Annotated in this window: 16 protein-coding genes and 3 pseudogenes; 9 read left to right on the top strand and 10 right to left on the bottom strand. The window is 64.2% G+C overall.

Features of this window, described 5'->3' with window-relative positions:
- The 7 genes and pseudogenes from glmS (at nucleotide 1) to EXE47_RS14550 (ending at nucleotide 7,479) form a co-directional block, all read left to right on the top strand.
- Complete coding sequence (gene glmS, locus EXE47_RS14575) at nucleotides 1-1,893, top strand: glutamine--fructose-6-phosphate transaminase (isomerizing) (RefSeq protein WP_137708483.1); 1,893 nt, start codon at nucleotides 1-3, stop codon at nucleotides 1,891-1,893.
- A 370-nt stretch (nucleotides 1,894-2,263) separates the two neighbouring features.
- Nucleotides 2,264-3,157, top strand: a complete 894-nt coding sequence (locus EXE47_RS14570) for a TrmB family transcriptional regulator (protein WP_137708482.1) — start codon at nucleotides 2,264-2,266, stop codon at nucleotides 3,155-3,157.
- 122 nt (nucleotides 3,158-3,279) lie between these two features.
- Nucleotides 3,280-3,826: pseudogene (locus EXE47_RS19310) on the top strand (NAD-dependent epimerase/dehydratase family protein); the annotation flags it as partial.
- Between the two features lie 77 nt (nucleotides 3,827-3,903).
- Nucleotides 3,904-4,671, top strand: a pseudogene (locus EXE47_RS19305) (LAGLIDADG family homing endonuclease); the annotation flags it as partial.
- 150 nt (nucleotides 4,672-4,821) lie between these two features.
- Nucleotides 4,822-5,484: pseudogene (locus tag EXE47_RS19300) on the top strand (UDP-sulfoquinovose synthase); the annotation flags it as partial.
- Complete coding sequence (locus EXE47_RS14555) at nucleotides 5,477-6,460, top strand: NAD(P)-dependent oxidoreductase (RefSeq protein ID WP_100050446.1); 984 nt, start codon at nucleotides 5,477-5,479, stop codon at nucleotides 6,458-6,460. The pseudogene EXE47_RS19300 and the gene EXE47_RS14555, both read left to right, overlap by 8 nt.
- Nucleotides 6,457-7,479, top strand: coding sequence for an NAD(P)-dependent oxidoreductase (locus EXE47_RS14550; RefSeq protein WP_137708481.1), 1,023 nt, complete (start codon nucleotides 6,457-6,459; stop codon nucleotides 7,477-7,479). The genes EXE47_RS14555 and EXE47_RS14550 overlap by 4 nt, the downstream gene beginning before the upstream one ends.
- A 220-nt stretch (nucleotides 7,480-7,699) precedes the next feature.
- Here the strand turns inward: EXE47_RS14550 and EXE47_RS14545 are convergent, their stop codons facing one another.
- The 7 genes from EXE47_RS14545 to aglG all read right to left on the bottom strand — a co-directional run bounded on the left by EXE47_RS14545 (nucleotide 7,700) and on the right by aglG (nucleotide 16,355).
- Nucleotides 7,700-9,157, bottom strand: a complete 1,458-nt coding sequence (locus EXE47_RS14545; RefSeq protein WP_137708480.1) for a sulfatase-like hydrolase/transferase — start codon at nucleotides 9,155-9,157, stop codon at nucleotides 7,700-7,702.
- A 2-nt stretch (nucleotides 9,158-9,159) separates the two neighbouring features.
- Nucleotides 9,160-10,137, bottom strand: coding sequence for an alkaline phosphatase family protein (locus EXE47_RS14540; RefSeq protein ID WP_129452375.1), 978 nt, complete (start codon nucleotides 10,135-10,137; stop codon nucleotides 9,160-9,162).
- A 64-nt stretch (nucleotides 10,138-10,201) separates the two neighbouring features.
- Nucleotides 10,202-11,605, bottom strand: a complete 1,404-nt coding sequence (locus EXE47_RS14535; RefSeq protein ID WP_158293617.1) for an oligosaccharide flippase family protein — start codon at nucleotides 11,603-11,605, stop codon at nucleotides 10,202-10,204.
- Nucleotides 11,606-11,681: 76 nt separating this feature from the next.
- Entirely contained in the window at nucleotides 11,682-13,127 is a 1,446-nt protein-coding gene (locus tag EXE47_RS14530) for a sulfatase-like hydrolase/transferase (protein ID WP_100050442.1), read from the bottom strand.
- A gap of 75 nt (nucleotides 13,128-13,202) precedes the next feature.
- Nucleotides 13,203-14,141, bottom strand: a complete 939-nt coding sequence (locus EXE47_RS14525) for a glycosyltransferase family 4 protein (protein WP_199237907.1) — start codon at nucleotides 14,139-14,141, stop codon at nucleotides 13,203-13,205.
- A gap of 146 nt (nucleotides 14,142-14,287) precedes the next feature.
- Nucleotides 14,288-15,433, bottom strand: coding sequence for a glycosyltransferase family 4 protein (locus tag EXE47_RS14520; protein ID WP_137708479.1), 1,146 nt, complete (start codon nucleotides 15,431-15,433; stop codon nucleotides 14,288-14,290).
- Nucleotide 15,434: 1 nt separating this feature from the next.
- Complete coding sequence (gene aglG / locus EXE47_RS14515) at nucleotides 15,435-16,355, bottom strand: glucosyl-dolichyl phosphate glucuronosyltransferase (protein WP_137708478.1); 921 nt, start codon at nucleotides 16,353-16,355, stop codon at nucleotides 15,435-15,437.
- Nucleotides 16,356-16,500: 145 nt separating this feature from the next.
- On the opposite strand from aglG, the gene EXE47_RS14510 reads away from it, so the two are divergent.
- Complete coding sequence (locus EXE47_RS14510; protein WP_137708477.1) at nucleotides 16,501-19,647, top strand: oligosaccharyl transferase, archaeosortase A system-associated; 3,147 nt, start codon at nucleotides 16,501-16,503, stop codon at nucleotides 19,645-19,647.
- 87 nt (nucleotides 19,648-19,734) lie between these two features.
- Complete coding sequence (locus EXE47_RS14505) at nucleotides 19,735-20,679, top strand: DUF368 domain-containing protein (protein ID WP_137708476.1); 945 nt, start codon at nucleotides 19,735-19,737, stop codon at nucleotides 20,677-20,679.
- 210 nt (nucleotides 20,680-20,889) lie between these two features.
- On the opposite strand, the gene EXE47_RS14500 is transcribed toward EXE47_RS14505, so the two are convergent.
- The 3 genes from EXE47_RS14500 to EXE47_RS14490 form a co-directional block, all read right to left on the bottom strand.
- The gene (locus EXE47_RS14500) at nucleotides 20,890-21,231 is read right to left on the bottom strand and encodes a PemK-like protein (protein ID WP_137708475.1); all 342 of its coding nucleotides are present in this window, start codon (nucleotides 21,229-21,231) and stop codon (nucleotides 20,890-20,892) included.
- Entirely contained in the window at nucleotides 21,228-21,587 is a 360-nt protein-coding gene (locus EXE47_RS14495; RefSeq protein ID WP_137708474.1) for a helix-turn-helix domain-containing protein, read from the bottom strand. The genes EXE47_RS14500 and EXE47_RS14495 overlap by 4 nt, the downstream gene beginning before the upstream one ends.
- Nucleotides 21,588-21,940: 353 nt before the next feature.
- Entirely contained in the window at nucleotides 21,941-22,315 is a 375-nt protein-coding gene (locus tag EXE47_RS14490; RefSeq protein ID WP_241997592.1) for a PIN domain-containing protein, read from the bottom strand.
- Between the last annotated feature and the right edge of the window lie 142 nt (nucleotides 22,316-22,457).

Below are 22,457 nucleotides of genomic sequence, written 5' to 3'. Positions count from 1 at the left end.
ATGTGTGGAATCACCGGCTACATCGGCGACGGTATCGCGCTGGACGACGGAGAGTCGGCCGCGAACGACGGGGCGACCGGCGACGCCGCGGGCGACGGGGGCGGGTTCGCCCGCGTGGGCGACATCGTCCACGAGGGGCTCCGCAATCTAGAGTACCGCGGCTACGACTCGGCGGGGGTCGCGCTCGTCGGCGAGGCGAGCGGGCTCACCGTCGCGAAGCGGTCGGGCGAGGTCGACAACCTCACCGTGCCCGACGTGGCCGACGCGGCGCTCGGGATCGGGCACACGCGCTGGAGCACGCACGGTCCGCCGACGGACGAGAACGCCCACCCGCACACCGACTGCGTCGGCGACGTCGCCGTCGTCCACAACGGGATCGTCGAGAACCACGAGGCGCTCAAGACGGAGCTGTCCGACCACGAGTTCACGAGCGACACCGACACCGAGGTCATCCCGCACCTGATCGAGGAGGAACTCGCGGCGGCGGCGGGCGCCGGCGGCCTCCTCGACGCGGTGCGGGCCGTCGAGAGCCGGCTGGAGGGGAGCTACGCGATCTGTGCGGTCCGCGATGGCGACGACCGGATCGTCGTGGCGCGCCGGGGCAGCCCCCTCGTGTTGGGCCACGACGAGGACGCCACCTTCGTCGCCAGCGACGTGACGGCGTTCCTCGAACACACCCGGGACGTGACCTACCTCGAAGACGGCGACGTGGCGTCGCTGTCGGCCGAGGGCGTCGAGGTCTACGCCGACGGTGAGCTGGTCGACCGCGAGACGGAGACGGTGACGTGGGAGGCCGACGCGGCCGAGAAGGGCGGCTACGAACACTACATGCGGAAGGAGATCCACGAGCAGCCGGAGTCGCTGCGCCAGACCATCGCGGGACGGCTCGACGTCGACGCCGGTGACGCCGACCTCGACGTCTCGTTCCCGCCGGGCTTCCTCGCCGACCTCGAGGAGATCCAGATCGTCGCGTGCGGCACCTCCAACTACGCGGGCCGCTACGCCGCGCAGCTGTTCGAGGACCTGTCCGGCGTGCGCGCGACCGTCGAGACCGCGAGCGAGTACGAGTTCGGCGCGGGCCGCAGCGCCGACCGCACGCTCGTCGTCGCCGTGACCCAGAGCGGCGAGACCGCCGACACGCTCGGTGCGATCCGCCGCGCGAACGCGGCCGGGGCGCGGACGTTCGCCGTGACGAACACGCTCGGCAGCACCGTCACGCGCGAGGTGGACGACACCGCGTTCATCCGGGCCGGCCCCGAGATCGGCGTGGCCGCGACGAAGACGTTCGCCTCGCAGGTGGCGACGCTGACGATGCTCGCGGTGGCGATCGGCCGCGAGCGCGGCGCGCTGGCCGCCGCCGACGCGCGCCCCGTGCTGGAGGGGCTCCGCGACCTCCCCGGTGCGGTCCAGCAGGTCCTCGACAACGAGGACCGCGTGCGTGAGGCCGCGACCGAGTACGGCGACAGCGAGGCGTTCTTCTTCGTCGGCCGGAAGCCCGGCGTCCCGGTCGCGCTGGAGGGCGCGCTGAAGCTCAAGGAGATCTCCTACGACCACGCCGAGGGATTCCCCGCCGGCGAGCTGAAACACGGCCCGCTCGCGCTCGTGACGCCCGACACGCCCGTGCTGGCCGTCTTGACCGACGGCGCGCGCGCCGATGAGACGATGAACAACGTGACCGAGGCGCAGACGCGCGGAGCGCCGGCGATCGGCTGCGTCTCCGCCGGCGACGAGTACAGTACGCTGGACGTGTCGCTTCCGGTCCCGGACGTTGGGATCGCAGAACCGCTCGTCGCGAACGTCTACCTCCAGCTGTTCGCGTACCACGTGGCGAACGACAAGGGCCGATCGATCGACAAGCCGCGGAACCTCGCGAAGAGCGTCACGGTCGAGTAGCGCAGTTTCGGCTCTTTTCGGCGGCGCTTGTTCCGCGGTGTTTGCTCCGTTCGACACCCGGCGTTTGTTCCGCACCCACACCCGACTGTACCCGAGGCTCGAACCGGCGTCGAGCCGGCATCGGGCCGGTGAACCGCAGAAATCGGCGCCCAGAAAATCAGTCGCTACTCCTCGTCCGGTTCCTCGTCGCGGCCGTCGGAGAGGCGCTCCCAAATTTCCGTACAGCCCGCGCCGTCGGGGACATCGGCGAGGTGCGCGTCGTCGGTGGGGTCGGAGTTACTCATGTTCTGAGTAACCGTATTAGCGCCCACGTAATAACCCTTCCGGCGGCACCAGTACGTACTTACGGAGCGAACGAGGACGAACGCCTATGGCCGATTCCGGGGAAGACCTCTTCTCGTTGCTCGATCTGACGGAGTACGAAGCCGACGCGTTAGAGGAGCTGCTGCTCCTCGGCCGGACCACGGCGCCCGACCTCGCCGAGGCGACCGGGATCCCGAAGGCGCGGATCTACGGCGTCCTCGACGCGCTCTCGGAGGCCGGATACGTGAAGGTGATCCCGGGCCGTCCGAAGCGGTACGAGCCCCACGAGCCGGCGGCGATCGCCGAGCGCGCGGTCGAGAACCGCCGGCACGCCTACGAGCGGTTCCGCGAGGACGTGGCGGCCGTCAAGGAAGCGTTCGTCGACGAGTACGCGCCGGTCCGCGACCGCGGCGTCGACGAGCTCAGCCCGACCGAGGACCTGTTCCACGTCGTCGACGTGGGGGAGCCGAGCGAGCGCGAGACGCGGCGGCTGTTCAGCGAGGCGGAGGAGGCGGTGTACGTGCTCTCGAAGAGCTTCGGGTACGTCGACGCGGTCCGGCCGGCGATGCGGGACGCGGTCGACCGCGGTGTCGACATCGACGTGCTACTGTTGAACCCCGACTCGCTCTCGGCGGAGAACCGGGAGCGACAGGCCGAGATCCGCGATTCGCTCGCCGCGGAGTTCCCGTCGGTCGCGGTGCGCGTGAGCGACCGCGTACTTCCGTGGCGCGGAACCTTCGTCGACCCGAGCCTGTCGTACGAGTCCGGACAGGGGCTGCTCATGGTCGAACAGGAGGACGTGCCGAACCACCACCGGCAGGCCGCGGTGACGGAGAACCCGTCGTTCGTGGCGGGCATGTGGCAGTACTTCGACCTGCTGTGGCGCCACGAGAGCATCCCCGCCGATCCGGACCCCGACGCCGAACGCGACCCGACCGCGAGCGGAGGCGCCGTCGAGTAGTGTGAGCGCCGGCTGGGGCGGCGTCGACCGGCGCGGACGCGTCGCTCTCGCCCCGGTCGCTCTCGCGACAGCGAACCTAACCGCAAAGCATTTACTCGTAGTTACTCGACTACCGAGTAACGATGACTGTGCTACTCACCGGTGCCGACGGGTACCTCGGATGGCCGACCGCGCTGCGACTGGCCGACCGCGTCGACGAACGGATCGTCTGCGTCGACGACTTCTCGCGGCGCGACTGGGTCGCCGAGTCGGGTAGTGTGTCGGCGACGCGGGTCGAAGAGCCCGAAGAGCGGTTCGGGCGCGTCGAGAACCTCAGCCTGGTCGAGGGCGACCTCGCGGACCGCGACTTCGTCCTCCAGCTGCTGGACACCCACGAGCCCGACACCGTGCTCCACGCGGCCGCCCAGCCCAGCGCGCCCTACTCGTCGATCAACGGCGAGCGCGCGCTGTACACCCAGCGCAACAACGTCTCGATGACGCTGAACCTGCTCCACGGCCTCCACGAGACGGGGCTGTCGGACACCCACTTCATCGAGACGACGACGACCGGCATCTACGGCGCCCCGCACTTCCCGATCCCGGAAGGTGGCCTGGAGGTCGACCGAAAGGGCGGTTCGGACGAGGTGCCGTTCCCCGCGATGGGCGGTAGCTGGTACCACCAATGTTACGATGACGAGACTGAGATCCTGACGTCTGAGGGATGGACTTCCTTTCCAGAGCTCACGTCAGACCACACAGTAATAGCAATGAGCGAGGAGTCGGGCGAGACGTACTGGACAGAGCCATCAGACGTCCAATCGTACCAGTACGAGGGAGAGATGGTGACTGTCTCCAATCGTCGACTGGATCTTAAAGTGACTCCGAACCACCGGATGCTGGTCGGGACGAGCTGGGCTGGCGACGGAATACAAACCTTCGAGGACCGACGCGACATAATCCGCGCAGAAGATCTTGGAGAAGAGGTTTCCACACCTTGTTTCTTTAGTGGCTTCCCAGACTGGGAAGGGAACGACCAGTCATCATTCACGATTCCGGAGTGTGAACAGAGTATCAATCAATTCGAAGGACAAATCATCAAAATAGAGGAAAAAGAGATTCCAACGGATGCTTGGCTTCGGTTCTTCGGGTGGTGGCTCGCAGAAGGATCGGTTGGAAAAGCTGGACAAGCTAATAACGTTCGGATATATCAGACAGAGGCACAAAAACTAACGAGCTTATTCACAGATATCGGTTTCGATGAATCGAAAATAAGACACTTCCGAGATGCGAATCAGGAGTATATCGAGATTAGCGACCAGCAATTGGCGACGTATCTACGGGAGTTCGCCGACGAGCGTCGGATTCCAGAGTGGGCCCGAAACCTCCCGAGAGAGCAATTACAAGTACTACTTGATTCATTGATTGAGGGGGATGGAACTGACGCCGGGCGCGGATGGCGCTACTACACGTCTTCTGAGCAGTTGGCAGACGACGTCCAAGAGATTGCGCTGAAACTAGGGTACGGAGCAACACTCGGACAGATAGATCGAAGTGAAAAGCCGGGCATTCAGACCAAGCCGGAGTACCGGATCGGCATACAGCCGTCTTGGTGTCTACAGACGAACCAGCACAGAGATGCGTTCGATAGAGAACACTACGATGGGACAGTGTACTGCTGTACTGTCGATGGCGGCCTCGTACTCGTTAGACGGGGTGGGAATCCGGTTTGGTGTGGTAACTCGAAGTCGTTCGACGCCGCGAACATGCGGCTCGCGGAGTCGCAGTTCGACTTCCCGATGAGCGAGGTGCGGACCGCCATCGTCTACGGGACTGAGACCGACGAAACGCGTGAACACGAAAGCCCGACACGGTTCGACTTTGACTACTACTTCGGCACGGTCGTCAACCGATTCTGCGCGCAGGCCGTGGCGGGCTACCCGATCACGGTGTACGGGAAAGGCGAACAGCGCAAGCCGATGGTAAGCCTCGAAGACGCCGTCGAGAGTCTCGTGCGGTTGGTCGAGCAGGGCCACTCCGGCGACGACGGGATCGACGTGTACAATCAGGTCACTCGGCCGATCGCCATCGTCGAGCTGGCGGAGACGATCGCCGAGGTCGGCGCGGAGTTCGACCTCGACGCCGAGGTGAAGCACTACGAGAACCCACGTGAAGAGGACGAGGAGCACAAAATGGAGATGGAAAACGAGCGGTTCCTCGAATTGGTCGGCGGCCAGCGTCAGGACTTGGAGTCCGGGATCCGCGACGTGCTCGGCACGCTCGTGGAAGAGCGTGACCGGATTGCGGCCCACGAGGACCGGTTCTTGCCCGGCGTGCTGACCGATGAGTGAGTCGGGCGGCGACGTCTCCGATGCCGGCCAGCGGGTCCTCGTTACGGGAGGGTGCGGCTACATCGGCAGCGCGCTCGTCCCGCGGCTGCTTGATGACGAACGTGTGAGTGAGGTCGTCGTTCTTGACTCGTTGGGTGACGGTTCGCCGGCGCACCTCGCCGGCTGTGTCGGCGACCGGCTCGATTTCCGCCGGGGCGATGTCCGCGATTATGGCGCCGTCGAGAGCGCGACCCGCGGCGCCGACGCCGTGATCCACCTCGCGGCGATCACCGGCGCCGCGTCGACGCACGACCGGCGCGAGGAGACGTTTGCCGTGAACCGCGACGGTACCGAGAACGTGCTCACGGCCGCGGGGAAGTTCGACGTTGACAGCGTCGTTGTCGCCTCCTCGTGTAACAACTACGGGCGCGCAGCGAGCCGCGACATCGACGAGACGACCGAGCAGAACCCGCTCAACCCGTACGCCGAGTCGAAAGTCGCCTGCGAGCGCCTGCTCGACGAGGCGGTCGAGGCGTACGACTTCGACGCGACCGCGCTCCGGATGAGCACGAACTACGGCTGGTCGCCGGGTGTCCGGTTCAACCTCGTGGTGAACCACTTCGTCTTCCGTGGGCTCACCGACCGGCCGCTGACGGTGTACGGCGACGGGTCGAACTGGCGGCCGTTCATCCACGTGCGCGACGCGGCGCGGGCGTACCTCGACGCCGCCCTTGATCCCGATTCGTGGCCTCAGCGCGTGTACAACGTCGGCTCGAACGAGGGGAACTACCGGATCGCGGAGATCGCGGAGATCGTCCGCGAGGAACTGGAGCGCGACCTAGACGTGACGTATCTCGAGGACGAACAGCCCGGCCCCTCCTATCACGTGAACTTCGACCGCCTGGCCGAGACGGGCTTCGAGACAGAGTGGACGCTGCGCGAGGGGATCCGCAACATCGCGAGCGAACTGACCGGTACGGAGGCGATTCAGGGATGACCGAGACGACAGATACCGAGATAGACGAGGAGAGCAGCGGTAAGGAGATTGAGACGCCGACGATCGCGGTCACTGGCGCGGCCGGGTACATCGGCAGTCGCGTGATCGTCGAGTTCCAGGAGGCGTATCCCGAGTGGGAGCTCATCGCGATCGACAACCAATACCGCGGGCAGGTGGATTCGATCGGCGACGTCGACATCGAGCACGTGGACGTCCGGAACCGCGACCGGCTGGAGGACGCGCTCGCTGGCGCGGACGTGGTGTGTCACCTCGCGGCGATCAGCGGCGTCGACGACTGCGACAAGAACCCCGACCTCGCGTACGAGGTGAACGTCACCGGGACGAACAACGTGGCGTGGTTCTGCCGGAAGACGGGCGCAGCGTTGGCCTTCCCGTTCAGTATGGCCGTGTTAGGCGATCCCGAGGAGTTCCCGATCACGGCCGACCAGCCGCGGGATCCGTTGAATTGGTACGGGCGGACGAAGTTGCTCGGCGAGCGGTCGATTGAGTCGTTCGCGGACGGCGCGTTCCCGGCGCATCTCTTCCTGAAGTCGAATCTGTACGGCGAGCACGTCGTCGACGGGACGGAAGTGGGGAAGCCGACCATGATCAACTTCTTCGTGAATCGGGCGCTCGCCGGCGAGACGCTGACGGTGTACGAGCCCGGGACGCAGGCGCGAAACTTCGTTCACGTGAAAGACGTGGCGCGGGCGTACGTGCGGAGCGCGGAGCGGCTGGTGGAGCAGTTGGAGCATGGAGAGACCGGTACCGAGACGTACGAGATCGCTAGCGAGGAGGATATGAGTGTGATGGAGGTCGGGGAGATTGTGCGAGAGGTGGCGCGCGAGGAGCGGGGGATCGAGGTGGACGTGGAGCTGGTCGAGAATCCTCGGAGCGACGAGACGATGGTAGAGAAGTTTAGTGTGGATATTTCGTCGACAAAAGGACGACTCGGATGGAAAACAACAGAGAGCGTAGCAATATCAGTCCGGGAACTCTTAGAAGAGCACAGAGGTTGAGGATAAGAGTCGGCCTGTCACGACATCTTTATTTTAATAATCTGATTAGAGATGTTTGTAAGCATCAAGATACTGTTGACCAATTGTTCGCCAATCATATTTTTCCTCGACACGTGCCCGAGCTCGCCGCAATCCCACTGGCGCCCACCGAGAACGGCTCCCTTGTCGCCGGGATGAAACGGTACTTCGACCTAGTGTGGGAACACGAGAGCGAGCCCGGTCAGACGTAGCCGAGGTCTTCGAGCCGGCCGTACGTCTCGTCGTCGAGGTCGTTGAGGTCCTCGCCGTCGGTTCTGACGTCGAGTCGCTCGAATGCGTCGAAGGCCGCATCGACGCGACCGTCGTCGGTTCCGGCGACGCGGTAATCGGTCTGTGCGTCACGTACGCGTATCGTCGCCGCGGTATCCCCGACCCGACAGTACTTTTCGACGACGCCCTCGTGTTCGTCGTACTCGAAGACGGCGCGCTTCGTATCGACCCACGGAGAGATGTCTTCGACGTAGTTGCTGGCCCGCTTCTGGAGCGGTTCGTCGAGGCCGACGGCCGTCGTGATAACCGGCTCGTCGGGACAGAACCCCGCGTCGGGGCGGTCGCCGTCGCGGAACCGATTGACGACGTCGGGGAACGCAGTCAGCGTCGCGGGGCGTTCGATTCTGTGTGGTGTGGTCTGGCCCGGATACCGGACGAGCAGCGGGACGTGTACCACCGCATCGTGCACTGAGACGCCGTGTTCCGCGATGCGGACGCCGTCCTGAAGCCGACTCGGCTCGCCAAAGCCCTCGCCGTGGTCGCTGGTGACCACCAGCAGCGTGTCGTCTAGCTCTTCGCGGACTTCCAGCGCCGCGACGAGCCGCTCCAGTTCAGCGTCCATCTGTCTGATTGCGCCGTCGTACAGCGACTCGACGGCCTTCTTTTGCCACCAGGGGCGCTGCCCGCCGTGGAACGCCCACTTCTGGTCCTCGAAGGCAGACTGGAGCTCGCTGGCCCGGTTGCCGCCCCACAGGTCGTGTTCGGCAGCGGGCTCGTAGGGGATGTGGGCGTCCATGAGGTTCAGACAGGCCGCCCAAGGTCCCTCGCTTTCCTCGCTCCACTCCAGAAAAGCGTCAACGTAGACATCCGCGGGTGTGGAGGCTTTGACGCGTCCTGGGAGGTAGCGCATAAAATCCGACTGGAGCTTCGTCGAGACGCCGTTTACCAGGGACCGGCCAGGGCGGTCACTTGCCAGGGCTGTCCGCACGAACGCGCCGTAGGCGCCCCGGCCCTGGTTCGAGACGAACTCGTGTGGGTTCAGGGCGTCCGGGAACGGGACGTTCCGAGCCCCGACGACGGTGTCGAACCCGTTTTTGAGCCCCACGTCGACCGCCGTGACCCAGTCGTTCTCGGTGAAGATGCCGGTGTCGTACCCGTCCTCGCGGAGCCGGTGGAACACAGACACCGTCGGATCGAGTCGCTCGGCCGCCGAGACGACGCCGTGTTCGGCCACGTGGAGCCCAGAGAAGAGACTCACGTGGCTGGTGACGCTGCGGGCGCCTGGCGCCCGGGCTTGGTCGTAGACAGTCGCCCGGTTGGCGCCGAAAGAATCCAGGAACGGCGTTGTCTCGTTGGCGTGCCCGTACAGGCTACAGTTGCTCGCACGGACGCTGTCGAGGACCACCAGCAGAACGTTCGGGTCGCCCATGATCACATGTACCCCAAGTCTTCCAGCTGTTCTCTGACGGCCTCGCTGTCGGCGTCGTCGCGCTCCTCAAATACTCGCCCCTCCGGCCGGTGGTCGACTCGGTCGAGTTCCATCTCGATAGCGCCGCGAACGTCTGTGACGCTGTCGATATCGGCTACCAGCCGCTCGTCGGTTGCGGCGACCATCGCCTCGTGGGTGTGGACACCGTCCTGTAGGCCGTGGTCGCTGACGAGCAGGAGTTCGTCGTCCTTGCCCAGGTCGGACCGGACGTCGCCGACGAGCTCGTCCAGTTCGTCGTAGGCCGCCCGCTGGAGGCCGGGCTGGTCGTAGGCGACGTGACCGACGAGGTCGAGCCCACTCGTGTAGGCAAAGACCAGTTCTGACTCGCGGCTCCGGAGCCCGCGGCGGGCCCGCGCGAGCCGTATCATCACCATCTCCAGACACTGTTCGTAGAACGCGAGCGGGTCCGCGGAGGTGTGGCCGCCGCGGGCGTCGGGGTCCCGCTGGAACAGTTCCCCCATCTGCTGGCGGAGCTCGTGTTCGCGGTCGGTCTCGTCCGGGTCCACGACGTAGTTCGGAACCCCGATAGCTGTCGCTTCGCGTCCGTCGAAGACGGTCCCGATTCCGTTCTCCTCATAGTACGTCATCGGTGTGCGGAAGGCGTCGGCCGTCGTATTCGTCAGGAGCCACGCGCCGATGCGGGTCTGTAGTGTGTCTGGCAACACCACGTCGGCGATTCGACTCCCGATATCGAGCAGAGGGTTTCCCCAGGCGATGCCGTCCTCGGATAGCGTGAGGCCGTGTTCCGGCGGCGTGAGCCCGGTGATAATCGTCGGCCAGAGCTCGTGAGTACTGGGCTCGCCCTCCAAGCTATCTATCGTGTTGATGGAGCGGTCGGCGGCGAGCGCGAGATTGGGGTGCTCTGCCCGGTCAACCAGATCAGGGTCGAGGGCGTCGAGTCCCAGAACGATGAAAACCATTCGTACGGGGATTGAACCTCCAAGTTAATTAATCTCTTTTGGAGTGAGTGTCACCGAGCGGTTCTCAGGCCCCGATTACGGTCCGAACTTTGCCCCGGATGCGGCCGGAGAGCCCGAGAAGCGCTACCCCGTAGGCACCTGCACCGACAAGAACAAGACCGAGAGTGACCGGGAGTGTTGTCGGCAGCCGTGGCACAGCCAGCCACAGCACCCCCACCATCAGGCCGCTCGCAACCAGTTCGTACCCCAGTTCAGCGACTGGGATATCTATCGTCCCGAAAAGTCTCTCGAACGCGAGCCAGGCGTATACGAGGTGAACGACTGTCGACAGCAAGGTTGCAGCGGCGGCGCCATACCAGCCAAACTGCCAGACGAGGACGAAGTTCAGCACGATGTTTGTGGTGAGGAACGTGGCGTTGATTCGAAAGGCTATCTCCGGGTGGTCCAGACCGTTGATGGCCGTCAACAGCTGCTGTCCGAACCCGTAACACGTCCGGGCAGCGATGAGGATAACTAGGATCAGTCCACCGGCGGCGAATTCGCTTGCGTACACTTCGAGAATACGGTCACCGATGACGAGCGCTCCGAAAAGACCCGGGATCAAAAATATGCCGGCAAACACGAGCGCGTCACTGAGAAGCGACTTCGCGCGTCCATACATCTCTTCGCTGCCGAGTTCGCTTAGCTCTGGGAAGAGCGTCATCCCTATCGACTTACTTGCCAGTGACAGAAACGACGCCATTGTCCAAGATGCCTGGTAGATACCGACGAAGTCGTTGGCGACGAACAGGCCGAGAACAAGCACATCCATCCAGTTGAGCGCAAGGCCTTCGAGATTTCCCAACCAGGAGTACTGCGCGAATTGACGGAGCTCCCGGAAGTCGCTGTGTGCTGGAAGCCGAAGCCTGTCGCGCAGGAGTATAATCCCGAGGGCAGAGAACGCGGCGAGCGACAGTATGTGGCCGTATACGAGCCCGATGACCATCGCACCGCCAACGGCGAAGCTGACCTGGCCGGCCAGCCGGAGCAGCTGCTCGCTGGTGCCGAGCCAGCCTGAGACCGCGACCCGCTTGTCCCCGACGAACCCACTTTTGACAGTATCGAACGTTATATTAACTACCACGAGCAGGACCAGCAGGGCTGCCACGTTCGCGTCGGCATAGTCATTCACGAGACCGTCAAACAGCAAGACAACAATGCCCACTGCGAGCCCGTACACAACCGAGACGAGAAGGCCCGCAGAGAAGTGCCCCGTTCGCTCGTTCGATTCAGACATCCGCTTCGAGATGGCCGTTTTGATGCTGTTGCTCGGCAGTTTAAGCCAGAACACCAGGGCAATAACTTGCGAGTAGATGCCGAGCCCGCCGGCACCGAAGTACCGTGCGGCAAACAGTGTTGTCCCGAAACCGGCCAGCGATCGGACCACCTGCGCAAGAAAGTGGAGGACAGCAGTTCGATCGCGTCGCATCATGTTGAAGGAAATCCGCGTCCCCGATAACTGGTTCGATATACCCACTGGGCAGTCTCGACGGACAGGACAGCAGCTAGCGCAAGTAACCCAGATCGGAGAGTCGCTCCTCTACGTTGTCTTCCATCTCCCGGTCGGCCGACGTCCCGAGCCGGACACCTTCACTGTGGAACTCGTCGAACACCGGCGCTACGACGCCGTCATCGGTATCGGCCAGCTTTACTGGATTTTGCGGATCGGTTACATCGATCGTGACGGCGGCGTCCCCTCGACGGGCGTATTTGATGACAGCGTCGCCGACGGTCCGATACACCGCTCGCCAGGGGCCGAAGTATTTTGACCGTTCGTCCTCGGGAAGCGCCAGTTCGTCTCCGGGCGGAACAATGCGAAACGTCGAGCTGACAACGTCTCCGTCGGGAACGAACCCATCGGCGACGGCAGCCTCGGCGTCCCCGTCGACGACGTCCTCGACAACAGAGGGGAACTCCGTTAGCGAGGCGGGCCGACGGACCCTGCGGCCCGAGTCGCCACCCGGCGGCCGAACGAGCAGCGGGACGTGGGTGAGCACTTCGTCAATTCCCCAGCTGTGGTGTCGGAGGCGGACCGACGGGTCGAGCGCGCTCTGCTCGCCGAGCCCTTCGCCGTGATCGCTGGTGATTACCAGCAATGTATTGTCGAGCAGTCCCACGTCTTCGAGAGCTTCAACGAGCTGTTCGATTGCCGCGTCGGCCTGTCTGATCGTCCCATCGTAGAGTGGCTCCATAGCGGACAAGTGGCGCCAGAATGCGTCAGTGAATGGGTCCGGAACAGAGCCGGACTCAACAGCCGCTCTCGCCTCGCGGGCGTCGCTGTCACTCCACGTGTCGAACTCCGAATTCGGCGCGAAGGGAGTGTGCGTGTCCATGAGATTGAGACACGCGGCCCAGGGACCGCTGCGCGTCTCGATCCAGTCGAGCAGGTCCCCGATGTACACCGAGGCGTTCTCGCTTTCCGGGTTCTGTGAACCGCCTCTGGACTCAAGTTTCTTGTACACACCGTTGAGAACTGACCTGACTGGGGCTTCGTGGGTCAGTGCCGTCTGCAGATACTCCATAACTGAAATGTCGCCTTGTACGTCAAGCGGTGAGAGCCCGGTGTCAAACAGACGAAAATTAGCCCGTTTTGGGCCGACACAAGTGTCGAACGTCTGGCCGAGGTTGGACGTCTGTGTCACGATGACGTTTGCGGTGAATATTCCCGTGTCGTAGTCGTAACCCTTCGAAAGGCGCCGCCATATCGTGGCATCTGGTTTGACGAACGACTTGTGTTCAGTGATCTCGTGTTGCTCTGTGTGGTATCCGGTGAAGATGCTAGTGTGACTGGAGATGCTGTGGATACTCGGTGCCTTGGCGTGTTCGTAGACGACAGACTCGTCGGCCAGAGAGCGAAGAAAGGGCGTAGTCTCCCGACTGTACCCATGAAGGCCACAGTTTCGCGCGCGGGCACTGTCGAGAACGACAAGGAAAATATTCGGTGGGGCCATGCTCAACGCTGATGTTGTTCGCAACCGCAATTATATCATCCGGTTCGGTGAGCCACCACGCGCATCGGCTAGGGCTCAGTACGTCTCGGCAGCCTCTCCGTACACACGAAGGTGGGTCTGGAGGGCACTCTCAAGTGTCAGTTCCATCTCGGCGAGCGTGTCGAAGCCGCGCTGGACCTGGGCCTCGTAGTCCTCCTTGTCGGAGCACAGCTCTTGAACCGCCACCAGTACCGACGCCGCTGTTCGTTCGTCAGCCCAGACATACGTCCCCCGGTCTTGGAACAGGTCGACAATATCGCCCCCAGCGGTCGTCACCATTGGTGTGCCACAGGCGATCGATTCGAGGCCGACGTTCGACGTGTTGTCGTCGCACCGCGGCGCAACGGTCACGTCGGCCAGATTGTAGTACTCCGGCGTCGTCTTGTTATCGACGAATCCTTCGAAGGAGATGTTCTGTCGTCCCTTGAACCGGTCTGACAGCGGCCCGTCACCGACGACGATGTACCGGATACTGTCGTCGCCGGCCGTCTGTAATGCCATCTCATCGACGATACCCGCACCCTGCTCCTCAGTGAGTTTCCCCACATAGAGTATGACAAGCTGGTCCGTGTCGATGCCGCGGTCTACACGGAGCTGCCGACATCGGTCGGCTTCGTACGGGTAGAACAAGTCCCGGTCGATTGTCGCGGTACAGATCTCCGTGTCGTAGCCGAACACATCCCATCGCTTGTCTCCCTCATGGACCTTCATTTTCGTGTCTATCGCGAGCAACCGACCGAATGCTCTGTGGAACACCGAGGACTGCAGTCCCGGACCGACCCCGCCAATGAGCGGCCCGTGGTAGACCAGACGCACAAACAGGACCTGATAGGTGTTGATTGGGACGTGCACAACGTCGGCATCGGAGAAGGCCTGCTTCGCAGTCCAGAGTAGGTCAGCGGGGTCGCCAATCGAGACCGTGTGGACCTCGGCGGGACCCCGAATTTTCTCAGGCTCGTTCGTGAGAACAGTCACGTCATGAGGACTCCGCTCAGCGACAGCGTTTATGATATCAGCGGCTCGGGTGCGCGGACCAGTACCCGAGAGGCGATAGCAGAAGTATCCGATCTCCATGTAGTACTCTGCCTGAAGGCGGTGTAAGTTTTTTTCTCTTCCGTCTATCAGTTGGCGAACGACGCCAGAATCGCCAGGTACCGCTCTGTCGCCGCCTCGAAGGAGTACTCGCTGTCGATGAGCGAGCGCCCGCTCGCGCTGATATCGGCCAGTGGCTCCTCGTTCAGAATCCACGTGATCTGGGCCTGTAGCTGCGCCGGCTCCCGCGAGTCGATATGGTACCCAGTCTCGCCGTCACGGACGACGTCTGGCACGCCGGAGACTGGCGAAGCGAGCACCGGTGTCCCGCAAGCAAGCGCCTCGAGTATTGTCGTCGGGAGCCCTTCGGTTGGCTGGGACGGCATCACCAGCAGAGCGAGGTCGTTCAGCTGCGCCGGAACCGCGTTGTGGTCCACCCAGCCGGTCAACTCGACCGTCCCTTCGGCTCGCTCCGCCTCCAACTCTGTCTCGAGCCACTCGCGGAGGTCGCCGTCACCGATGAACCGGAACATCACGTCATCGGGGAGTTCACGGGCTACGGCAGCTAGTTCACGGATGCCCTTCTCCTCGTCGAGGCGACCCAGGAAGCCGACAACGCGGTCGCGCTCCTCGTACGGCCGTGTTACGCTGAACTCCTCAGTCCGGACATAGCGCGCGCCACTGGGATACACGTTCGGTGCCTCTGGGTGGAGCGAAAGCTGGCGGGCCATTTCAGGGGTATAGGTGACGACGCCGTCAGCCACCGCGAATCCGGCACGTTCGAGCGCGCGGACGAGGTCGGACAGCAGCCTTGCGAGCGCTCCGGGCATCCGCGGTTCCCAGTTGAGCCGCAGGGTTAGCGGGACGTCCCCGCGTGGTTCGACCAGCACTGTCTTGCCGAGCAGTCGGGCGGCGACGATAGGCAGGAGATACGAGGTGGCGCCGTAGAACAACACCACCGACTCGTCGCGGTCGGCGAGCACGCGACACATTCGGAGCTGGTTCAGCGCGAACCGGGCAGCGGCGACGGAAACGGAGGCGCCTGTACCCTTCCTAGTTAGCTCGACGACCTCACGCCGATCACGTATCTCCGAATCCGCTGGGAGATCAGCCGTGACCAGCGCCACGCTGGTTATCGCTGCGAGGATATCCAGCAGACTCCGGGTCGCGTTCTCGCCGGCGGCGGCAAGCGGATGCGTGACGACACAGACGTCCGGGAGGTTCTCGTCCGACATTTTACCCCCACACCGTGACACCGTAGAGATAGCCCGCACCGACGACGCCGGTCAGTACGAACAGGGCAAACAGTTGTAGACAGCCGGCTACGGACGGCGACCGGACGAGATCGCCGACCCGTCCGGGAACCGAGTCAAACAGCAGTTGCCGGAGGAAGGCCGACTCGTCGCCGGTCGATTCGGGGGCCAGTACGTCCATTCCTCGCTTCGAATACCCCTGCCAGAACGCCCGGTCGACTAACCACCGGAACTCCGTCCGGTACTCGAACACCTTGTGTGCCACTTCGGCCTTCGGATCGTACCACACGCCCTGCCCGTACGCCTCTCGCATCCGTGCGCACAGCTCCGTCTCCCCACCCTGAAGATTCTTATTACCCTTCCGCCCGCCAATTTCGACGTCGAACCCGCCCAAATCCGCGAACACGTCCGCGCGAAACGAGATGTTCGAGCCGAAGGTGTTCCGGACCTCTCCTGGTCCGTCCGCGAAGCCGCGATGCGTCACGCCGACCAGCCAGTAGAACTCCTCAGGGAGAAACGAGGGCTTCCCCGCGACCCATTCGGGGGTCATCTTCCCGCCGGCCGCGATCGCGTCCTCCTCCTCGTAGGCGCGGACCAGTCGCTCCGTCCACGCCTCGTCCGCGACCGCGTCGTCGTCGATGAATGCGACCACATCCCCCGACGCCAACTCCGCGCCGCGGTTCCGACTCGCCAGTAGCCCCACGTTCTCGTCGTTACACGTGACCACTGTGTCCTCGCGGTCGCCGTAGTCCTCGGCGACGCGCTCGTACACCTGAGGCGTCCCGTCGACGACCACGACGAGCTCGACGTCGTCGTGGGTCTGCGCGAGGACGCTGTCGGCGGCCTCGCGGAAATGCTCGTACATGTCGAGTGTGTACGTACAGACGACGACCGAGACCTTCACACCGAGACGCTTTCGACCCGTGTGCTTAGAGTTTCCGCCTCGCGTCGCAAGCGGGCGCCCATTCGCGGGCGGGTACCCCCAAGAACGTCCAGCGGGCGCGGATATATGACAAGCCTTATGCGCGTTTTGCCAGTTCCATGCGGTAATGAGCGACTCGAACGATCCGCCGGACGCATCGGACCCGTCCCCGTCCGATCTCCTCGCGCGGTGGTACCACGTTCCCCTCCTCCTCGGGGTGGTCGCGTTCATGCTGTGGACGCGACTACGCTCGTACGGGAATTTCATCCGGAACGGTGAGGTGTACTTCCGCGGCAACGACGCGTGGTATCACCTCCGCACGACGAACTACCTCCTTAAAAACTGGCCGAGCACGCTTCCGTACGACGTCTGGACCGGCTTCCCGTTCGGGACCAACGCCGGCCAGTTCGGTACCCTCTGGGACCACATCATGGCCGTCGGGGTCTGGATCGCCCGGCCGATCATGGGCAGTACGGAAGAAGTCATGCTCGTCATGGCGCCTATCACCGGCGCGCTCGTCGCGGTCCCGACGTACTTCACCGCGCGGCGGTTCGTCGACCGCGTGCCCGCACTCGCGGGGGCAGCGACACTGGCGCTGTTCTCGGGGACCTTCCTCCGCTACACGCTCGTCGGCTTCCCCGACCACAGCGCGGCGGAGGTCCTCTTCCAGAGTACCGCCGTCCTCGCGTTCCTCGTCGCGCTCGGCGTGGCGGAACGCGAGAAGCCGGTGTGGGAGCTCGTGGTCGATCGGGACTGGGACGCGCTTCGCAAACCGGTTGCCTACGCCGCCGCGGCCGGCGTCGCACTCGGCCTCTACATGTGGACGTGGCAGCCAGGCATTCTGATGGTTGGCTTCACGGGTATCTTCCTCGCCGTTAAGCTCACCAGCGACACGTATCACGGGAAGAGCCCGGAGCCAGTCGCGTTCGCCGGCGCGGTCGCGATGACTGTCGCGGGCCTGATGCAGGTGATCCCGCTCGACACGTTCCGGTTCGCACCGAGTGAGTACTCGCTGCTCCAGATCGTCGTGCCGCTCGTTGTCGCGCTCGGCGCCGTCTTCCTCGCGTGGCTCGCCCGTCAGTGGGAAGCCCGCGACCTCGACGCAGACACTTATCCCGCAGCAGTCGGTGGCCTCATACTCGCGTCCGCCGGCGTCGTCTGGCTCGCCATCCCGTCGCTCTGGTCAACAATTATCGGAAACCTCCTCAACACCGTCGCCTTCTCCGCGAGCGCCGGTGCTCGCACTATCGGCGAGGCGCAACCACCGCTCCAAGGCGCTTCTTTCGCCGACTTCGTCCTCTCACAGTATGGCCTCGCCTTCTTCCTCGCTCTCGCTGCGGTCCTCTACATCCTCGCGCGCCCGCTGTACCGCTCCGACGACATCAACCACACCCTCTACATCCCGACCGGGCTCGCAGTTGTCGGCACCGTCTACGCCGTCCCACAGGCGTACAGTGCCATCGGCGGGATCGTCGGCGTCGACTGGCAGGTGATCGGCCTGCTCATCGCCGCCGCGTTCCTCGTCGGCGCGACCTTCCTCGTCGAGTACGACGCCGAGGAGCTGTACTTCGTCGTGTGGGCGGCGTTTATCGGGAGCGCCGCGTTCACGCAGGGCCGCTTCAACTACTACTTCGCGGTCATCGTCGCGGTCGGCACGGCGTACTTCCTCCAAGTAACTCTCGACGCCTTAGATCTCACGTCGCTCGACGCGGTCCGAGAGATCGAAGGGTGGCAGATACTGACCGTCGCCGCCGTCCTCGCCGTCCTCCTCGTGCCGCTCGTCGGCGTCGCCACGCCGGTCTGGCAGGCCGGCAACTCCAGCCAGCCGGGCAGCGTCGTCCAGTGGGACGAGAGCCTCCAGTGGATGAACGACGAGACGCCGCAGCCGGGCGAACTCGAGGGCGCGAACAACCCGATGGAGCTGTACGGCACCTACGAGCGCCCGGCTGACGGCGACTTCGAGTACACCGAGGGCGCGTACGGCGTCCAGTCGTGGTGGGACTACGGCCACTGGATCACCACCCGCGCCGAGCGCATCCCGAACGCCAACCCGTTCCAGCAGAACGCGGGCGAAGCCGCCGACTACCTGCTCGCGCCGAGCGAGGAAGAGGCCGCGGAGGTGCTCGCGAGCCAGAGCACCGAGGGCAACGACACCCGCTACGTGATGGTCGACTGGCAGATGGCGTCGCCGAACTCCAAGTTCAACGCGCCGGTCACGTTCTACAGCGGTAACGAGACGGTGCGCGACTTCAACGAACTGCTCTACCAGCGCGTCGAGGGCGCACAGGGCCAACAAGGCGGGCTCCGTCCAGCACTCCAGGTTCGCACCCAGCGCTACCACGAGAGCCAGATGATCCGGCTCTACCAGCACTACGGCAGCGCGGTCGAGCCGGACCCGGTCGTGCTCGACTACGAACGTCAGACCGCACAGACCCAGAGCGGCGACCAGATCGAGATCAAGGTCCTGCCGAGCGAGGGACAGGCGGTTCGGCGGTTCGACAACCTCTCCGCGGCGCGGTCGTACGTCGAGGAGGACGGCTCCGCGCAGGTCGGCGGCGTCATGGGCGTCCCCTCCGAGCGCGTCGACGCGCTCGAACACTACCGGCTGGTCCACGCCACGCAGGCCCCCGGTCGGTCGCCGTACGCCCAGCAGGCGCAGATCCTCGCCCAGCGGTTCGGCGTCGACCTCCAGGCGACGTTCGGCGAGTCGCTGTTCGGCGCGTTCGGCGACGACTTCGTCAAGACGTTCGAACGCGTGCCGGGCGCGACCGTCGAGGGCTCGGGCGCTGCCCCCGGTCAGGAGGTCGAAGCGACCGTCGAGCTCCGTAAGCCGAACGGGCAGACCTTCGAGTACACGCAGTACGCCACCGCGGACGACGACGGGACCTTCGAGCTCACGCTCCCGTACTCCACGACGGGCTACGACGAGTTCGGCCCCGAGAACGGGTACACGAACACGAGCGTCCGCGCGACCGGGCCGTACAACGTCACCACCGCACAGACGACCGACGACGACCTGTACACCACTCAGCACGTCGGCCAGGTCGAGGTGACCGAGGGTCAGGTCGTCGGTGTCGACGACGCGGCGGCGACGGTCGAACTCGATGAGGAGGTCATCGACTGCCCGAGCGGCGACCCCGAGTGCCCCGTCGATGACGAGAGTGGAAGCGACGACGGGAACTCGACGAACTCGACCGACGCGGGCTCGCTGATCGGTGCCGAGCCGGCCGCGACGACGGCGACGGCCGCCACGACGGCAACCGCACCGAACTGACCGCGGGCGCCGAGGTCGGGCTCAGGGCGGCCGACGCGGTCGCGCGATCCCACCCTTCTTTACTGCGGCTGCGCTTCGTGCGAGCAGATGGCCGACCTCCGGGAGTGGGCGACGATCTACCTGAAGGGCGTGGCGATGGGGAGCGCCGACGCCGTGCCGGGCGTCTCCGGCGGCACCATCGCGCTGATCGTCGGTATCTACGAGCGGCTGATCGGAGCGGTCACAGCCGTCGACTCCGACCGCGCGCGCCGCGTGCTCGCGGGCGTGCGGCCCGGACGCCGCGCCGACGCGCACGCGGCGTTCAGCGAGGTCGACGGCGCCTTCCTGCTCGTGTTGGGCGCCGGCATCGGCACCGCGGTCGTAGCCGTGTTGAGCGCGGTGAACCGCCTGCTCGCGACGCAGCCGGTCGCGACGTACGGCTTCTTTTTCGGACTGATCGCGGCCAGCGCCGCGGTGCTGCTCGGCGACGTCGACCTCTCGACGCCCCGGCGGAAGGCCGCCGCTGTCGCCGGCTTCGCGCTCGCCTTTCTCGCGTCCGGCGTCGCCGCGACCGCGCTCGGCAGCCCGCTCCCGCTCGTCTTCCTCGCGGGGGGCGTCGCCGTCAGCGCGATGGTGCTGCCGGGCATCTCGGGGTCGCTGTTGCTTATCGTCCTCGGCCAGTACGAGTACATGTCCGGCGTCGTGAGCCGACTCGTCGACGGACTCGGCGCGCTCGCGGTGGGCGACGGCGCGGATGGAATCGTCGAGACGCTCCCGCCCGTCGCGGCGTTCCTCCTCGGCGGTCTCGGCGGGCTGTTCACGATCGCACACGCGGTCCGGTACGCGCTCTCCCGCGCTCGCGCCGCGACGCTGGCGTTCCTCGTGAGCCTGATCGTCGGCGCGCTCCGCGCGCCGCTCGTCGAGACGACGGCCATACTGGCCGAGAGCGGCGAATCGTGGCGCGGCGCGGCACCGCGGTTCGCGCTGGCGGCGCTCGTCGGCGCCGTGACGGTGCTGGTGTTGGACCACTACTCGGCCGCGATTGAGTACTGAGCGGTAGGTTCGGTTTTAGAAACTCGTCCGAACGGAGTGTTCGCGACGGACCGTGGTGATATGTCTCGTTGACTCACGTCGTTACCCACTCGTCAGCGGTCGATCCATCGATCTTCCCCACATCAATTCCAGTTGAGTGTTCCTGCCATCTCGCCGCCTCCGGCGGCTCCTCGCGTGAGAAGCTTAGCGGCTGCTATCCGGCTTCACCGTTCAGGAGCAGAGATACTCGGTCACTTGATCCACTACATCCTCAGTTCGGTCGTCGACGAGCGAGGTTAGATAGTGGTCGACATCCACAGGACTGTTGAGCGTTACAAGCGACCACGGAAAGACGTGACTTCGTTTGCCAAGCGGGTCGTCGTCGTAATCGTCATCGCGGAGCGTGAGTGCGTTTTCGTGATAGGTTTTCGTCGAAAGTAACACCGTGATGAGTTGTGTTCCGTGGTTCGGAAGTTGCGGTGTCCCGAGAACCAACAGCGGGCGTCCTTTCTCGGAGAGCGGATCGCTCGCCCACACGATATCGCCGCGTTCGAGCTCGTCAAACGCGGTCACTGTACGTCTTCCATATCGTCGGTCTGGAGCGCTTCCAGACGCTCTTCGCCGTACTGCTCGTCCGCAGCCTCGTGGTGTCGGTGGCGTTGGTAGGCGGACCGGAGTCGTTCCTCGTCGTCCGTGATCGCCCAGTACGGACGCTTATGTCGCACGACGCCACGTTCTTTCAGTCGCGAAAGGATCGCACTGACTGCGTCCGTCGCGAGCCCGAGTCGCTCGGCGATCGTCGCCGCCTTCCATGCTCGGTCGTCATGATTGTCGAGGAATAATACGATCCGCTCGGTGTCGGTTCGCTCTTCGAAGTCATCGGCATCCGCGTCCTCGAACTCGTCGATATCGATGGTATCGCTCGACATAGTTGACTGTTGGAAATGTTGGGACATAGCTGTTTGGACTGTTTGTTTTAGTGAGGAGATATCCACTGTCCCGAACAATTTTGGACAGAGTCCCCGCCGGCGTTCTGACCGGGTGTTTGCGGGGGGACGTGTCCAGTACGTCGCGAGCTCGCTAGGGCTACATTAGTCGCACAGGACAGTTCACGACGATGTCACCCGCTTAGCGAAGTACGGTATCGTGTTCCACATTGAGGCTGACGACCGTGCGAAGCAGCCGTACCTCCCGTACGAGCGCATCCGCTTCGATGTTGAACTCACTGGAAGCGACACCAGCAAACAACCCGCAACGGCGTGAGGTGCGGTCCTCACGGCGGCTACGCTGGTTCGGTCCGGAACCGAGTGATCGGGACATCGGTGATGTCGTCGTAGTCGTCGTCGGTACCGACCAAGAGCACCCTGTCGACGTGTGCGGCTGTCCCGAGTGCGAAAGCATCACCGAGTGCTGGTGAGTAGCGGAATTTGAACCTGGCTGCTGGCGCCCATGTCTGTTCGCTGTCGATGCGACGGATGCCACTTTCCTCGAGGACGTCGACGACGGCATCAGCGCGCTCCTCGCCGTCGATCGCCCGGACGATATAATGGATCTCGGCAAGATTGGTCGCCGAGATGTAGCCGTCTGCTGCCCCTTCGACGGCGTTAACGTACGTTTCGACGGTGTCGCTCCCTGGTTCGTTACAGAAGTAGGCGATGAGTGGTTCGGCGTCGACGCTCTTCAGTAGACTGGCGGAACCAGGAGCATTAGTGCCTCTGGCCCGGCAAAAACGGGTATGTATGAAGACCGTCCTGCCTTCGGCCAGAGGCTATCAGAACTTGCGGAACTTGGGGTAATAG

The sequence above is a fragment of the Halorubrum sp. GN12_10-3_MGM genome, assembly GCF_005435235.1.
GTDB lineage: Archaea > Halobacteriota > Halobacteria > Halobacteriales > Haloferacaceae > Halorubrum > Halorubrum ezzemoulense.
Note: the sequence above shows the minus strand (reverse complement) of the source record. Positions and strands in the feature narration are given on the sequence as shown.

Coding starts and splice junctions, on each gene's coding strand:
- glmS (WP_137708483.1), top strand. CDS start 1: ATGTGTGGAATCACCGGCTACATCGGCGACGGTATCGCGCTGGACGAC.
- EXE47_RS14570 (WP_137708482.1), top strand. CDS start 2,264: ATGGCCGATTCCGGGGAAGACCTCTTCTCGTTGCTCGATCTGACGGAG.
- EXE47_RS14555 (WP_100050446.1), top strand. CDS start 5,477: ATGAGTGAGTCGGGCGGCGACGTCTCCGATGCCGGCCAGCGGGTCCTC.
- EXE47_RS14550 (WP_137708481.1), top strand. CDS start 6,457: ATGACCGAGACGACAGATACCGAGATAGACGAGGAGAGCAGCGGTAAG.
- EXE47_RS14545 (WP_137708480.1), bottom strand. CDS start 9,157: ATGGGCGACCCGAACGTTCTGCTGGTGGTCCTCGACAGCGTCCGTGCG.
- EXE47_RS14540 (WP_129452375.1), bottom strand. CDS start 10,137: ATGGTTTTCATCGTTCTGGGACTCGACGCCCTCGACCCTGATCTGGTT.
- EXE47_RS14535 (WP_158293617.1), bottom strand. CDS start 11,605: ATGCGACGCGATCGAACTGCTGTCCTCCACTTTCTTGCGCAGGTGGTC.
- EXE47_RS14530 (WP_100050442.1), bottom strand. CDS start 13,127: ATGGCCCCACCGAATATTTTCCTTGTCGTTCTCGACAGTGCCCGCGCG.
- EXE47_RS14520 (WP_137708479.1), bottom strand. CDS start 15,433: ATGTCGGACGAGAACCTCCCGGACGTCTGTGTCGTCACGCATCCGCTT.
- EXE47_RS14510 (WP_137708477.1), top strand. CDS start 16,501: ATGAGCGACTCGAACGATCCGCCGGACGCATCGGACCCGTCCCCGTCC.
- EXE47_RS14505 (WP_137708476.1), top strand. CDS start 19,735: ATGGCCGACCTCCGGGAGTGGGCGACGATCTACCTGAAGGGCGTGGCG.
- EXE47_RS14495 (WP_137708474.1), bottom strand. CDS start 21,587: ATGTCGAGCGATACCATCGATATCGACGAGTTCGAGGACGCGGATGCC.